We start from the raw sequence: 14,015 nt of genomic DNA on the forward strand, positions 1-14,015 counted from the left end.
AATAAACAAAAAATTGTTTAATTTTAATACAAACAGACAATGAAATTCGGAATCATAAGAGAACGTAAGAATCCACCAGACAGAAGAGTTGTTTTTTCTCCAGAAAAACTAAGCGAATTTAAAGAAAAATTTCCGCAAGCAACCATAGCGGTAGAAAGTTCAGATATCCGAGTTTTTTCTGATCAAGCATATAAAGATGCCGGATTAGAAGTATCCAATGATGTTTCAGATTGCGACGTACTTTTAGGGGTAAAAGAAGTCCCTGTAGAGGCCTTAGTTCCGAATAAAAAATATTTCTATTTTTCACATACTATTAAAAAGCAACCTTACAATCGTAAGTTGTTAAAAGCTATGTTGGAAAGAAATATTGAAATGTATGATCATGAAACTATTGTAAAGGAAAGTGGAGCAAGATTGATTGGTTTTGGACGTTATGCTGGATTGGTAGGAGCTTATAACGGATTTAGAGCATTCGGATTAAGAGAAGGATTATTCAACTTACCAAAAGTAGAAACCTTAGCTGATTTAGATGAGGTAAAATCAGAATTAGATAAAATTACCCTGCCTAATATCAAAATATTATTGACGGGAACAGGAAAAGTGGCCTACGGAGCAAAAGAAATTTTAGATCACCTACAAATCAAACAAGTGAGCGATGCTTTGTATTTAACTGCTGATTTTTCTGAACCTGTTTATTGTATGGCAGATGTGATGGAATATAACAAACGTGTGGATGGTAAAGTAGGAGAGAAGTATGCCTTTTATAAAGACCCATCTGGGTATGAAAGTAACTTTATGCCCTATGCAAAAGTAACAGATTTCTTTATTGCAGGGCATTTCTATGGAGATGGAGCTCCATATTTATTTACAAGAGAAGATGCGAAACATCCTGAATTTAGAATCAAATATGTAGCTGATGTTTCTTGTGATATCGATGGACCTGTAGCCTCTACTATTCGTCCTTCAACCATTGCTGATCCTATTTACGGGTATGACCCTCAAACAGAATCAGAAGTTGATTTTAATGACGAAAGAGCAATTACAGTAATGGCGGTAGATAACTTACCATGTGAGTTACCAAAAGATGCCAGTGAAGGTTTTGGAGAAATGTTTTTAGAACACGTAATTCCTGCTTTTTACAATAATGATAAAGATGGAATTTTAGAAAGAGCAAAAATGACGACCAACGATGGTAAATTAACAGAGCGTTATGCTTACTTACAAGATTACGTAGACGGAAAAGAATAATAATTAGTTCAATCCCACTTCGGTGGGATTTTTTATATCATGATATCTGATAAACAATTTTTGGTAGATACCGCAAATATGAGAATGCCATTTGGTAAGTACAAAGGAACCTATTTAATAGATATACCAGAATATTACTTAGTTTGGTATAAGAACAAAGGATTTCCAAAGGGGAAATTAGGAACTATGCTTGGCTTGGTATATGAACTCCGATTAAACGGATTAGAAGATATTTTAAAAAAAATAAGGGAATGATTGTGTGAACATCATTCCCTTTTACTTGTCTATTTAAACCCTTATTTTAATAAAGACAAGTTGTAAGTGATTCCCCCTGAATAAATAATTGAATCACCTATGTTTCTTCCATCAATAACTTTTCCAATACCAGCACTAATTCCTAAGTTTGGAATAACTTCTTTATAAACTGTTAATCCAACTCTAGCGTAGTCAACATCTGTTTCTGGGAAATTTCCGGCAAAGGCTGGTGAACCAATATCAACTCCTTCTTCAGAATTAGCGTAGTCTGCCCAAGCTTCTACATAAATATGCTTACTTGCATATCCAATTTTTCCACTAGTAACAAAGGCATTAGGAGCATTAAAATCTCCTCTATTTGGTATCAAGTTGTTATCTGCATCTCCTCTTAAATTGTATCCGGCATAAAGCGTAGAGAAGAAACCGATATCAGTATTTAAATGTAGTCCTAATCGTAAGTCTACTCCAAAAGCACCTGTACCTAAAGATAAAATTCCAACAGGTTCATAATTGGTTGGAATAACAACTGCACCAGCTGTTAAAATGCTTAAATCTGCTTTTGCAAACTTAAATGTGTGTGCATTTAACTTTAATCCAATTGTAATGTCTTGTAAACCAGAAATAGAAGTTTCTCCATTTACTGGGTCAGGAGCACCACTGGTATTTTCTGCAGAAATATACGGTACTTTAACAACTGCTGATAATCGGTCAGTAATACCATACTTGGCAAATAAAGAGAAAATGTTTTGATTAATTTCTCCATGAACAGGAACAGCATCTTGCTTTTCTTCTCCTAAGTAAAATTGGTCAAAATCACTTTTTGCATAAGAAGCTGTGATTGAAAGATCTCCTTTTTTCGGTGTAAAACCATCAAACATACCTTGTGCATTTGAAGCGGTAGAAACTCCTAGTAAAACGCACAACGTACATACTGCTTGGGTAATTTTTTTCATTATGTATATTGTTGATTTAATTACAAGTTCGTCGAGAAAAAAATCAATCATTACTCAAAAAAAATGATTTAACATTTTTTAACAACATAAACTGCAGGTATTTTATGTACTTTTAAAATGTGAAACCGGCAGAACTTTACATTCTAAATCAACCAGAACCTTTTAAATCAATATTGCTACATATACAGTTATTGGTTGAAAGTACTTTTCCGGAAGTAGTAATGCAATACAAGTGGAAAATTCCGGTATATTATTTAAACGGAAAGCAACTATGTTATCTAAATGCTTCCCATAAAAAAGGATATGTAGATGTTGGATTTTGGGCTAAAAATTTATTAGATGATTACAATGCACACTTAGTCTCAGAAAAGAGAACTGTTGTAAAATCACTTAGGTACACTTCTGTAGAAGAAATTGATGAAAAAATTTTAATTGAAGTTTTACAAGTTATCGGACTTTAATTTTATACTCCAGTGCTAATTCATTATTGATATATATATGTAAACTGGTATCACGTTTAGGATTTTTAAAATACAGATTAGTTAAACGCTCGTGTTTGTTTACTACTTGTGCCTTATGCAATATCTTATCGTGTAAATAAAGATAACGAATCTTATCTGATTTTGATAGCTTTTTTACCGTAAGACGTATTCTCTCTCTTTTGTTGATGATAATCTCTCCAACAGTAGGTGTTATAATTTCAATGTTGCTTTTTAAGAATGCATTTTGAAAGAAAGGATCCTCACAAAATTGTTGAAATTCTTTTTGTTTCATAAACCTTTTCCATTTTAAACCTGTAGCAAAATGGGTAAGTTTTAAAAACTTTTTTCGGGCATCAAAATACTTGAAATTAAGATGTTGCTGCCAAACATCTTTATACATATAACCAGAACCAAAGGTAACATCTATTAATAACCATCTATTATCAATGTTAACACTGTTCCAAACATGGTTCTTAGTTGTAGGTTTAATACCAATATCTTGGAAGGAGGTTTTGGTATAACCAAAAATTAATTCATTCGGAATATCAATTAGGTTGCAAATTCTTTGAAAGAGATAGGCGTACCCCGTACAAAGTCCCTTCTTTTTAGAGAAGGCTTTTTGAGCGATTTCTTTCTTCTTTCTTTTTTTTATCCAATTTAAATCACTTTGATCATTGAAAACGATAAATTCTGGTTGGCGTAATAAATTAGAATCATACAACATATAGTCGTATTTAATATTTATTCCAATCCAAGTGTATACTGCTCTTACCTTTTCAAGATTACTACCTTTAAAGTCGTAATTTATTTTTTTAGCTAGCTCTTCTATAGATGTTACTTCGGGATAGGAGCTAACTATTTGATCAACTTTTTTAAGGTTTTGAGCAAAAGAAAGTTGGTATAAGAAACCAAAAAATAAAATGAGTGTAATCTTTTTCATTTTTCTACATTGTTAAATATCAAAATATAAAAAATTACTGAATTAAAAATTCTAAGACTACCTCGCCATTGATTAAAAGAAACAGTTCCTTCGCACCTTCGGGTGGAGTAATACTCAAAGTACTAATATTATTTTTTTGAGTTATTTTAGGTTGTACGGCAAACTGATACCCCAAAAAACCTACCATAACACGTTGATCCCTTTTTAGATTTTCAAGTTTAATTTCTACCTGATTGTTGGTAGAGGTTAAAATTCCTTTTTGTGGAGCTATTAATTGTAAGTTAGATTTTAAAAAACTACTATCGTAAATAGGTTGGTTGTAAAAATCCGCAAGTTCCATACGTCCAATGCGTAATTGCCAAAGTTTATCGACAGGAAAGTGCGTTTTGAAATGTTTACTTTTAGGAATATTGTAGTAATATGGATTAAAACGACGTTGCCATTTACCATTCATCACGGCACCTGCTGCCCAAGTGGCGTCTAAAAAAATCCATTTGTTATGAAGCTTTACGGCATTCCAAGCATGGTTTGTACTATTTCTTGGGCGATTTATTTCTTGAGAAGTATTTCGGATATACCCTTTAATAACTTCATTTTCTATTTGAAGTAAAGAACAAACTTTAGCCAAAGTTTGAGCATACCCTTCACAAACTCCTTTTCTAGTTCTGAGGGTTTGCTTTACAATATTGTCTTTTATTTCTCTAATTTTTTGAAGGCGTTCCGCTTCATCTCTATATCGAAAACTTACTCGTTTGTTTTTCGGATTATAAAAATCTTCTAAATCATATCGAATGTTTTGTGTTAACCAGAAAAAAGCCGCTTTAACTTGGTCTTCTTTAGAGTTAAAATCTTTTGAAATGGAAGTTGCTAAGTTTTCAGCAGTGATTAATTTGGGGTAAGAGGCCACCTTTTCTTGAATAGAAGAAAAGTCTTGACTAAATACTGAAAGAGAGGTGAAAAAGAGAAAAAATAAAAGTTGTTTCATGGTAAAATTATATGTTTAAGAAACAACTTTTATTATCAAAAATTGTGCCTATAAATTATTTATAGTTTTACGTATCGTTACTAAGTTATGAAGTAACTTCTCTAAATAATCTAAATGTAACATGTTTGCACCATCAGATTTTGCATTTGCTGGATCAAAATGCGTTTCCATAAATAATCCATCAACATTATTTACTACACCAGCACGAGCGATGGTTTCAATCATATCTGGTCTACCTCCAGTAACACCACTCGATTGATTTGGTTGTTGTAATGAATGGGTAACATCTAAAACAGTAGGTGCAAATTGACGCATAGTTGGAATACCTCTAAAATCGACAATCATATCCTGGTACCCAAACATAGTACCTCTATCGGTAATCCATGCCTTTGTGTTTCCTGCATCATGTACTTTTTTAACTGCATGTTGCATTGCTTCAGGGCTCATAAATTGTCCTTTCTTTAGGTTAACAACCTTTCCTGTTTTAGCAGCTGCAACAACTAAATCTGTTTGTCGAACTAAAAATGCTGGGATTTGTAAAACATCTACATAGGCTGCTGCCTTTTCAGCATCAGATACTTCATGAATATCTGTAACAGTTGGTACATTAAAAGTTTCAGAAACTTTACGTAAAATTTTTAAAGCTTTTTCATCTCCAATACCAGTAAAACTGTCAATTCTACTTCTATTTGCTTTTTTAAAACTCCCTTTAAATACGTACGGGATTTCTAATTTAGTTGTAATTTCTACAACCTTTTCAGCAATTCGCAATGCCATATCCTCTCCTTCAATAGCACAAGGACCTGCTAATAAAAAAAAGTTGTTAGAATCTGTATGTTTTATATTGGGTATAAGATTTAAGTCCATTGGTAAAAATTTTGAACAAAATTAAGAAATTAAATTGGCTATCTTTAAGCTTTGAAACTAAATAAATATCATGAAGAAAATTATTCTATCATTTGCAGTTATAGGTGCACTAACTGCTTGTAATCAGGCTAAAAAAGAAAAATCTACAGATAAAAAAGAAGAAAAGACAGCAAGTAAGGTGAAAGAAGTAGAAATAGACTCTGCTACTGTAAGAAAACACTTATATACATTAGCTTCTGATGAAATGGGAGGGAGAAAGCCAGGAACTGAGGGAATGGAAAAAGCAACGCAATACATAGAAAGTGAATATAAAAGAATTGGTTTAAAAACCTTTGACACTTTAACAACCTATCGTCAAAACTTCACTCATAATGGTATTGAAATGAGTAATATTATTGGAGTATTAGAAGGAAAATCAAAGAAGGACGAATATGTTATTGTTTCTGCGCATCATGATCATTTGGGAATGAAAGAAAGTGGAGAAGGAGATCGTATTTTTAACGGAGCAAACGATGATGCTTCTGGAGTAGTTGGGGTATTGGCACTTGCAGAATATTTTGCAAAAAAAGGAATGAATGAACGCAGTATTGTATTTGTTTGTTTTACCGCTGAAGAAATGGGGTTAGTTGGATCTAAGTATTTTGGAAAAGATATTGATGCTTCAAAATTTGTTGCAGGAATTAATTTAGAATTGATAGCAAAAGAACCTAAAACTGGACCAAAAACGGCTTGGTTAACTGGTTTTGATAGATCTGATTTTGGTAAAATAATTCAAAAGAATTTAGAAGGTACTGGGTATAAGTTATTTCCAGATCCGTATCCGAAATTTAACTTGTTTTTCAGATCAGATAATGCTTCTTTAGCAAGATTAGGAGTTCCTTCTCATACGTTTTCTACGACACCAATCGATATTGATGCTGACTATCATAAAGTTACTGATGAAGCAGAAACTTTAGATATGGGAGTTTTAACTGAAACGGTAAAGGCTGTTGCTAAAGGAACCGAAAGTATCATAAATGGAGTAGATACGCCTACGAGAGTGGTAATAGAAGAATAAAAAAATACATAGTTTGAAATAAAAAAGGATCGCATCGCGATCCTTTTTTTTGTTGACTATTTAAAATAAGTGTTAAGGTTTTTAGGTATGTGTTAAAGAAGTATTAAAAAATTACTATATTCGCAATGTTTAAAAATTAATCCCTTCATCATGAAAAAAACACTTTTAAGTCTAGCAGTGTTGCTAGCAGTGGTTTCTTGTTCAGATAATGAGTCTGTAGATTTACAAGAAACGCAAGCAGAAATTCTTTCAAAAAAAGAAATTAATCAAAAAATTGAATCTTCATTACAGCAAACAGGCGATTTTAAATGGACAGAGCAAGATGCTAACTTCATTTGGAGTGCTGTAAAACACGGAGAAGATATTTTAACTGTAGGTTATGGAACTTCAAAAAATAATTTTGCAAGAAGTGCTGAAGCCGATAATATAAAAGAGCAGTTAATAAAATTAATTCATAATATAGAAGGTGCTTCTGCTAAAGGAAAAACAGAACTTTATGTAGATGAAAATGTAAACTACATTGATATCAAAGTAACGAATAAAGCTACTATTGAAACTTTATTAAAAGATAGCAGAGTTCGTTATATCGAACCAAGTGCATACAATTTTTACCTTTCTAACAACAACACCCAAGAACGTTCAAGTTCTTCTGGAGGTTCTGGTTGTGGATATGCTGGAGTAGCAACAGCATCTGCAGATTATAGAACTGTAGCGCCAGGAGCTAGAGTACCTTGGACTTTCGATAAACATAATATTCCGCAAGCTTGGAATTATAGTACAGGAGCAGGAGTATCTGTAGCTATTATTGATACTGGATTATCTCCAGAACAAAAATGGATGAATCAGTATTTTAATGATGGATATTCTTCAGGAAGATTTGTTCAAAAGTATGGAACTTTCGTAGATTCTTGGTGGGCATGGTCTAATAATTATGATGGTGTAAATGATAAATGTGGACATGGTACTAGCATGGCTTCTGTAGCAACGGCACCAAGAAATAATGATAATTTACCTGTAGGGGTAGCATACAATGCAAACTTAGTAAGCTATAGAGCAGTAGAGAATGTTGTGATAGATGATTATCATGAAAAAAGAGGAATTGTAGAAGCATTAACGGCTTTAGCAAATAGAAGTGATGTTAAAGTAATTTCAATGTCTTTAGGATATCCATTTAGTATTGGAAATGTTTCAGATGCTATAAAGTATGCACACAGTAAAGGAAAAATGATTTTAGCAGCGGGAGGAACTTCTACCTCGTTTACAACTTGGTATGGAGTAATTTTTCCAGCAAGTATGAATGAAACAGTTGCTGTAACTGGAATTAAAGAAAACAGTTACTCTAAGTGTGATGTATGTCACTCAGGGTCTAAAATTGACTTTACAGTACAAATGCAAAGAACTAATGGAACTGATAACAAGGTACCTGTATTAAGTTATTATAACGGACAAGCAAATTATGTTGGAGGATCTTCTGTAGCAACAGCTACAACTGCAGGAATTGCAGCTTTAGTATGGTCTAAACATCCAACATGGTCTCGTGATCAAGTATTACAAAAAATGAAAGAATCAGCTGATTTTTATCCTAGTAAGCATTCAGAATATGGATATGGAAATATTGATGCTTTAAAAGCTGTTCAATAAAAAATCAATTAACTAATCTTAGAAAGCCTCGAAGTTATTCGAGGCTTTTTGTATTTTTATTGGGTATAGTTTTTGATAAAAACTTTAAAATGATACATATGAAATATATTAAGCTTTTAGGACTTCTTTTTTTTATAGGATGTGCTTCTGTGAATGTGGTTTCTGACTACGATTCAAAAACAAATTTTACGCAGTATAAAACATTCCTGTTTTTTGAAGATGCAGGGAAAGGATTAAATGAATTGGATGTAAAAAGGATTGAAAGAGAAATTATAGCAGGATTAGAATCTAAAGGGTTAAACACTGCAGAATCTCCTACCTTCTTAATTAATATTGTTGCAGAAGAAAGAACTTCTGAAAATAGAAATACCATTGGAGTAGGTATTGGAGGAGGAGGTAATGTTGGTTTTGGTATTTCCGGTGGTATTCCAATAGGAAGAAAAAAGGTGAGTCAACAATTAATGATTGATTTTGTAGATGCAAAAACCAACGAATTAGTTTGGCAAGGAATAGCAAAAACAGAAATGAAAGTAAGAGCTACTCCGGAAGAAAGAAAAGCATATTATAAAAAAGTTATTGCAAAGATTTTGGAAGAATATCCACCAAAAAAGCCTCAAAAATAATTTGAGGCTTTTCTTTAACAACTACACACTACTATGTCCTAATCTAGTAATACATTTTTAGAGATTTTTCTCCAGTCAACTATTTTAAAATTTTGATGTAGACTATCCTTTTCTTGTGTATTGGCTCCGTCTTGTGCTATAAAAATACCTTGAGGATATTTGCTTCCTAAGTTTTGAGAACTAACATCTATTCCATCGGTATCATAGGTTCCGTCAATAATACTATCTTTTAAAGAGAAACTTTTAATATAGGCATTTGTTACTCTATCCAATACCGCATAGCTATTATTACCTTGAGAAGATAGAATAATGTATCCTTTACCATTTCCAGCATCATACAAAGTAACACCTTCAAAGTCTGATGCCATATTTTTGTCTTGGGTACTAATTACTTGAGTTGCTTTAACAGAAGCTTCAGGCTCTGCATCAAATTTCCACAAGGCAGTGTCTTCTTCTCCGATATATACTTTACCATAAAAATCGTCAGCAACGATACCTTCTCCTTGGCTTTTAAGATTGAAATTTCTTACAAGTTTAGCGTCTATTTTAGCAGTATTCTCAAACAATTCCCATTGTTCAATACCTCCTTCTTTCCCAACCATAAAAACATATATCTTATTGGTTTTGGCACTTTTGTACATTCCTAATCCATAAACTTCATTAAGATTCGATTTGATTGGTCTTGCTGCAATTTCTTCTAATTCTCCAGTTGGTTGCACTGTTAAAATAGAAATTGTATTGGTGGTTCTATTGCTGGCAGTAACCACAGTAACTTCTTTTCCATTTAATAAAAAGCCATCACGAATGTCTACATTATTTACACGTCCAATTTTATAAGTATACAATCGCTCTCCTTCTAAATTATAAACTTCTAAACCTTCTTTTTTGTTGGTGCCTATAATAGTTGATTTAGAAGGATCTGTCGGATGCACCCATATACAAGGATCATCAGCAGCATCGTCAAAAGAAGCTACAGGTGTTGTTTCTGCATCTGCTGTTAACTCAATGATGTTAGAATTTTCAACTTGTGGAGTAGCTTTCTTTTCCTTTTTACAAGAAATCATACCAACACAAATAAGGGCTACTATAAAAATATACTTCATGTTTAAAAATTGTATTTTATTCCAAGATTCCAGTTGTAATCATAAAACTCTGCTTGTCTTGTTTGATTCTTACTTCCTTGATAAAAACGTAGTTCTTGATTAGTTAGATTTTTAGCTTCTGCGTAAATACGTAAGTTCTTAGTAATGTTATAAGCTGCGTTGATATCTAAAAATAATTGTTGATCATAGAATGCATCTGTAAATGTATCTTTTCCATATTCGAAAATATAATCATCGGCAAAGTTCAAAGATGTTCTAATAGATAGTTTTGCTGTTTCGTAAGCTAAAGAACCATTAAACATGTTTTTTACTGCTCCCGCTAGAGGTAATCCATTTTCTCTACCTACAATACCATCTGTTTTAGAATCGGTAAATGTATAGTTTCCATAGATGGTTAAATTTCTTAAGAATCCTGGTAAGAAGTTTAATTTGCGTTGTACAGAGATTTCAAAACCATATACTTCAGCTGTTCCTCCATTAAAAGGTCTTGTAACGTCGTATATTTCTGTGTTGCCACCTATAGTAATAGATTCTCTGGAAATAGAATTATAAATAAATTGATCGATATCTTTATAGAAAACCCCTGCTGATATAATTCCCACGTTACTAAAGTAATGTTCAAACATTACATCAAAATTCATCGATTCAGTTGGGTTTAAACTAGAGTTTCCATATTCGGCCTCTAAATCATCACTATTGATGTTTCTATAAGGAACTAAATCAAAATAGTTTGGTCTAGCAATAGTATTGGTCCAAGCGGCTCTAAGAAGTGTATTGTTATTAATTTTATACTTTGCATGTAAGTTAGGCAACCAGTTAATGTTAGAGTTGCTTCCAGAAGTAGTAGTAACTTCTTCTTCTTCAATTTTTAAATCAAATCCGTTATAATCAATAGTAGTTTTTTCAGCTCTAATCCCTGCAATGATAGAAAGATTTTCTCCTAATTTTTGATTTAACATTCCGTAAAAAGCGTAAATGTTTTCATCTGCATCGTAGTTTCCAGGAACGTATTCATCTAAAACAGCTTCTCCATTTATTAAGTTTAAACTTCCTAAAAATTCTCTTGAAGTAAATAAACCTGACTTATAATTATCTCCTGCTAAGTAACCATTAACAGTATAATCGGCTGTAGTTGTAAGGTTCATTGTAGGGAATTGGCTTTCCAAATCATATTCAAAGAAATTATTATCTCTTAATTTTTCTTTGTACTTGTGCTTGAATCCAAATTTTAAATTGTTCTTATAAGTACCTGTAGTATTTACTGGAATAATAAGATCTATTTTAGAACTCATTTTACGTTCTCGTGTAAAACGTTTTTCTTCTGTAACTTCATCATATACAAATTTATTGGGATCGTTGAAATCGTTGTTTGTAGGGATTAAAGTTGGGAACTTTGCTCTTGAAAAATCTTGTCGAACTTCAATGTCGTCATTTTCAAAACGTATATAACGTTCATTCGGACGTTCTTCTTGTGCTCTAGAAATTCCTGTTTTCCATATGAGTTTTACATTTCCAAAAAGTAAATGTTCTCCTCCAATAGATAGTTTATAAACACTTTGCTTTTCAAGTCGAGTGTTATCATTTGTACTATTATTAATTCCTCCTTTGGTTTGACGACGGACTTCAGCTTTAGATATTCCACTGGCATCAGGAGCATCAATCTTTCTAAAACGTACTCTATAACGGTTTTCAAAGTCTTTTCTTTGGTTGTACATAGATTTGAAAAAGAGTGTATTGTTTTCATCTAAGTTCAAATCAAGATTTGTGGCAATACTCATACGGTTTCTTTTAACATCATATCTTCGAATATCGTGTTCTCCTAGATAAGAGTTTCCGTTGTCGTTTTCCCATTCAAATTCTACATTGTCAGAACCGTATTCATTAGAGTTATAAGAAGCATTGATTACATAGCCTAGCTTTTTGTTAAAAGCTCTATTAGTAACTAAACCTGAGAAATTATAGTTAGGAGTGTTTCTTACAGGATTTTGTCCGTAAGACCCTGTTAAAAAGGCTCTAAAAGTACTTGGAGCTGATCGAGTAATTAAGTTAACAGAACCACCAATAGCGTCTCCTTCCATATCTGGAGTTACCGCTTTGTTTACCTCAATTGTTTGAATCATATCAGATGGAATTAAATCCATTTGTACACGTCGGTTATCTCCTTCAGCAGATGGAATTCTATCGCCATTTAAGGTAACTGAGTTTAACTGTGGTGCCAACCCACGAATAATAATATCTCTTGCTTCCCCTTGATCATTTTGCATAGAAATTCCAGGTACACGCTTTAAAGCATCTCCAATATTTGCGTCTGGAAACTTTCCTACTTGGTCAGCTGAAATGATATTGGTAATATTGTTTTTGTTTTTCTGCTGGTTTAAAGCTTTTGCTTGTCCTTTACCAATACTTCCTTTGATAATAACTTCAGCAAGCTCATCTGTTTTAGGTAGTAAAGAGAAATTTTTGATAGTTGTTCCTGCGTTGAAAGAGATGCTTTCTTCAATGTCTTGATATCCAATAAAAGTAATGGTTATCTTATGGTTTCCTTTGGGTAAATCAATAAGTTCATAGTAACCATTAAAATCACTTGAAATCCCAATTTTAAGTGAAGGAACTAGTATAGTTGCTCCAGGTAATGGTAAATTGTTTTCATCTAGTATTCTTCCTTTTAAACTTGAATTGTCTTGTGCATACCCCCATATGCTTGTAAGACAAAAAACAAATAGTAGTAGTTTTTTCATTGTGTTTGTTAATTGATATAGAATTATTCTGAACAAAACTATTTAGGAAAAGTGGGAAGCATATTTTGTTATTGTTAGTAAATATTTATGAAACTTTCATAGAAATATTAATTGGATGTTAATCTGTTTAATATTCTGTAATGTTTTATTTAATTTTAATTAATCTAAAAGTTACTTTAAAAAAACATAGCATATGGCATACAATGAATTTTTATCAGATAGAATAGCGCAATATTTTAAAGAGCATCATGTGTCTTTTTATGAAAAGAAAATGTTTGGAGGTTTATGTTTTATGGTAGATGATAAAATGTGTGTAGGAGTAAATAAGGATGAGGTTATGGTAAGAATTAACCCTGAATTTTATGAAGAAGTACTCACAAAGAAAGGTTGTAAAGAAATGAATTTTACAGGAAGACCTATGAAAGGTTTTGTGTTTTTGACCGAGGAAGCAACAGATTTAGATGAAGATTTGTTTGAATGGTTAGCGTTGGCTTTAGCTTATAATCCATTTGCAAAATCGAGTAAAAAGAAAGCCTCCAAATAATGAAGGCTTTTATATAAAAGTAAGAATATGTTATTTTAAAATTGATAACGAATTCCTAAACCAAAGTCTGATTGAAATCCATCGTAAAATCCGCTAAATCCGATTTCTGGGCGGTAATCTAAAGAAATTACAATTGGAATATCAAAGTTATACTCAATACCCACTACACCAGCACCAAATATTGCAGTACTGCTATTAGCTGAAGCAATTCCACCTCCAAATCCAGCAAACCAATTGAACTGGTCTTCTAATTCCCAAACCCATTGGTATAATCCAGTTGCTTTAAAAGCATCTCCTTTTCTAATTCCAAGGTCAATTTCTAACCTATTACTATCACTAAGTTTTCTTTGGTAAGAAATTTCTCCTCCAAAACCGTTATTGTCTCCAAAGCGAACCCCAATCGCATTGTCAGAAATTTCCTGAGCACTCATTGTAAAAGCTGCTAGGAATAATCCGAAAGTTAAAAATAATTTTTTCATGTTCTTGATTTTTATGTTATGCTAATATATCAATTATTTAACGGTTTAGGGAGAGGTTTAGTATGTGCCTAATTCCGTTGCCCCTGCGAATTTAGCCGTT

General features: G+C 32.5%; 14 protein-coding genes. 7 read left to right on the forward strand and 7 right to left on the reverse strand.

Annotation, left to right across the window (positions count from 1 at the left end; genetic code table 11):
- Nucleotides 1-39: 39 nt before the first annotated feature.
- Together ABNT22_RS05075 and ABNT22_RS05080 are read left to right on the forward strand one after the other, a co-directional pair.
- Nucleotides 40-1,248, forward strand: a complete 1,209-nt coding sequence (locus tag ABNT22_RS05075; RefSeq protein ID WP_348714715.1) for an NAD(P)-dependent oxidoreductase — start codon at nt 40-42, stop codon at nt 1,246-1,248.
- 39 nt (nt 1,249-1,287) lie between these two features.
- Nucleotides 1,288-1,503, forward strand: a complete 216-nt coding sequence (locus tag ABNT22_RS05080) for a DUF3820 family protein (protein WP_348714718.1) — start codon at nt 1,288-1,290, stop codon at nt 1,501-1,503.
- Nucleotides 1,504-1,544: 41 nt separating this feature from the next.
- Here the strand turns inward: ABNT22_RS05080 and ABNT22_RS05085 are convergent, their stop codons facing one another.
- Entirely contained in the window at nt 1,545-2,456 is a 912-nt protein-coding gene (locus ABNT22_RS05085; RefSeq protein WP_348714721.1) for a transporter, read from the reverse strand.
- A gap of 119 nt (nt 2,457-2,575) precedes the next feature.
- On the opposite strand from ABNT22_RS05085, the gene ABNT22_RS05090 reads away from it, so the two are divergent.
- A complete protein-coding gene (locus tag ABNT22_RS05090) occupies nt 2,576-2,917 on the forward strand; it encodes a DUF1801 domain-containing protein (protein WP_348714723.1) in 342 nt (113 codons plus the stop codon).
- Here the strand turns inward: ABNT22_RS05090 and ABNT22_RS05095 are convergent.
- The 3 genes from ABNT22_RS05095 to kdsA are packed head-to-tail and all read right to left on the reverse strand — an operon-like array spanning nt 2,904 to nt 5,730.
- A complete protein-coding gene (locus ABNT22_RS05095; RefSeq protein ID WP_348714725.1) occupies nt 2,904-3,878 on the reverse strand; it encodes a transglutaminase domain-containing protein in 975 nt (324 codons plus the stop codon). The genes ABNT22_RS05090 and ABNT22_RS05095 overlap by 14 nt on opposite strands.
- A gap of 34 nt (nt 3,879-3,912) precedes the next feature.
- Entirely contained in the window at nt 3,913-4,863 is a 951-nt protein-coding gene (locus ABNT22_RS05100) for a transglutaminase domain-containing protein (protein WP_348714726.1), read from the reverse strand.
- Between the two features lie 48 nt (nt 4,864-4,911).
- Entirely contained in the window at nt 4,912-5,730 is an 819-nt protein-coding gene (kdsA, locus tag ABNT22_RS05105) for a 3-deoxy-8-phosphooctulonate synthase (RefSeq protein WP_348714728.1), read from the reverse strand.
- Nucleotides 5,731-5,800: 70 nt separating this feature from the next.
- Between kdsA and ABNT22_RS05110 the strand changes: the two genes are divergently transcribed.
- From ABNT22_RS05110 to ABNT22_RS05120, 3 genes are all read left to right on the forward strand, one after another.
- Nucleotides 5,801-6,787, forward strand: coding sequence for a M28 family peptidase (locus ABNT22_RS05110; protein WP_348714731.1), 987 nt, complete (start codon nt 5,801-5,803; stop codon nt 6,785-6,787).
- A 150-nt stretch (nt 6,788-6,937) separates the two neighbouring features.
- Nucleotides 6,938-8,428, forward strand: a complete 1,491-nt coding sequence (locus ABNT22_RS05115) for a S8 family peptidase (protein WP_348714733.1) — start codon at nt 6,938-6,940, stop codon at nt 8,426-8,428.
- Nucleotides 8,429-8,526: 98 nt separating this feature from the next.
- Nucleotides 8,527-9,051 carry a DUF4136 domain-containing protein gene (locus ABNT22_RS05120; protein ID WP_348714736.1) on the forward strand — a complete coding sequence of 175 codons (525 nt, stop codon included), beginning with the start codon at nt 8,527-8,529 and terminating at the stop codon, nt 9,049-9,051.
- A 38-nt stretch (nt 9,052-9,089) separates the two neighbouring features.
- Here ABNT22_RS05120 and ABNT22_RS05125 read toward each other — a convergent pair whose 3' ends face one another.
- Nucleotides 9,090-10,154, reverse strand: coding sequence for a phytase (locus ABNT22_RS05125; protein WP_348714739.1), 1,065 nt, complete (start codon nt 10,152-10,154; stop codon nt 9,090-9,092).
- A 2-nt stretch (nt 10,155-10,156) separates the two neighbouring features.
- Entirely contained in the window at nt 10,157-12,892 is a 2,736-nt protein-coding gene (locus ABNT22_RS05130) for a TonB-dependent receptor (protein ID WP_348714742.1), read from the reverse strand.
- A gap of 193 nt (nt 12,893-13,085) precedes the next feature.
- On the opposite strand from ABNT22_RS05130, the gene ABNT22_RS05135 reads away from it, so the two are divergent.
- Nucleotides 13,086-13,436: a TfoX/Sxy family protein gene (locus ABNT22_RS05135; RefSeq protein WP_348714745.1), complete on the forward strand. Its 351-nt coding sequence runs from the start codon at nt 13,086-13,088 to the stop codon at nt 13,434-13,436.
- 35 nt (nt 13,437-13,471) lie between these two features.
- Here the strand turns inward: ABNT22_RS05135 and ABNT22_RS05140 are convergent, their stop codons facing one another.
- Nucleotides 13,472-13,915: a hypothetical protein gene (locus ABNT22_RS05140; RefSeq protein WP_348714747.1), complete on the reverse strand. Its 444-nt coding sequence runs from the start codon at nt 13,913-13,915 to the stop codon at nt 13,472-13,474.
- Nucleotides 13,916-14,015 lie beyond the last annotated feature (100 nt).

This window comes from Tenacibaculum sp. 190130A14a, assembly GCF_964048965.1.
In the GTDB taxonomy this organism is placed as follows: Bacteria; Bacteroidota; Bacteroidia; order Flavobacteriales; family Flavobacteriaceae; genus Polaribacter; species Polaribacter polynesiense.